The organism is Oleiphilus sp. HI0079 (genome assembly GCF_001635105.1).
Map to the genome: position 1 here is coordinate 1 of NZ_LWFT01000791.1, position 1,032 is coordinate 1,032.

Here is a 1,032-nt window from a genome sequence, read left to right on the forward strand (position 1 = left end):
AACATACATTAGTATTTACGCTCGCTCTAATGCTCTGCATTATCTATACTCATTATTCAGTAATTTGAACACTCGTTTCCAAAAGAGTCCTTTCGAATCAAGGCTTTAGATTGAAACCTCTTAACCATTCAATATTTATCCTTCTCATCTTGCTCAGCGCGATGCTCACTGCATGCGGCAGCCCTACCGAGCTTGAGCGGATACAAACGCGTGAAACCCTGCATGTTATCTCTCGTAACGCTCCCGGAATTTACTACGAGGGCCGCGAAACTCGGGAGGGCCTAGAGTATGAATTAGTCTCGATGTTTGCAGAAACGCTTGGCGTCGAGCTTGACTTAAAAGTCGCCGGAACACGCTCTCAGGTTCGCTCGGCGCTCGACAATGGCTATACCAATATGGCCGCAGCCATGATGATGACCAATGAGTCGAATACCGAACGCTATCTTTATAGCGATAGCTTTCTCGAGGCGACGCCCGTCATTGTCTATCGATACGGTTCAACTCGCCCACGCAAGACGAGCGATTTAGTCGGAAAAAGCATCGCTGTAGCGATTGATAGTCACTTGTTATTGGAGCTTGAAAGACACAAGCAGGAGCTACCAGATCTTAAATGGAAAGCCATCAACGAAGATACCGAAGACCTCATTCGCATGGTACAAGATCGCGAGGTCGATTACGCACTGGTCTATTCGCTTGAATTGCAACTTCACCGCGCATTTTACCCGCGCGTCAGAAAAGCCTTTGAACTCGGAGATCCAAAGGGCGTCGCGTGGTTTTTCCCAAATTCTACTGACAAGTCCCTTCTCGAGGCGGCCAATGCATTCATTAGCCAGATCAAAGACGACGGCACTCTGATGTACCTCACCGAACGGTATTATGGTCATTTAGCGCAATTTAACTATGTTGGCGCTCGAACCTTTATACGGCATTCCAAACAACGCCTACCAAAATACGAAGACGCCTATAAGAAGTATGCGGAGCAATATGAGACAGACTGGCGCTTAATGGCGGCTATGGGCTATCAGGAGTCAC

Annotated in this window: 1 protein-coding gene; it reads left to right on the top strand. The window is 47.7% G+C overall.

Going from position 1 to position 1,032, the window contains the following annotated elements; all coding sequences use genetic code 11:
• Positions 1-110: 110 nt before the first annotated feature.
• On the top strand, positions 111-1,032 hold a 922-nt coding region (locus tag A3750_RS14855; RefSeq protein ID WP_156498611.1), incomplete at its 3' end, for a transporter substrate-binding domain-containing protein.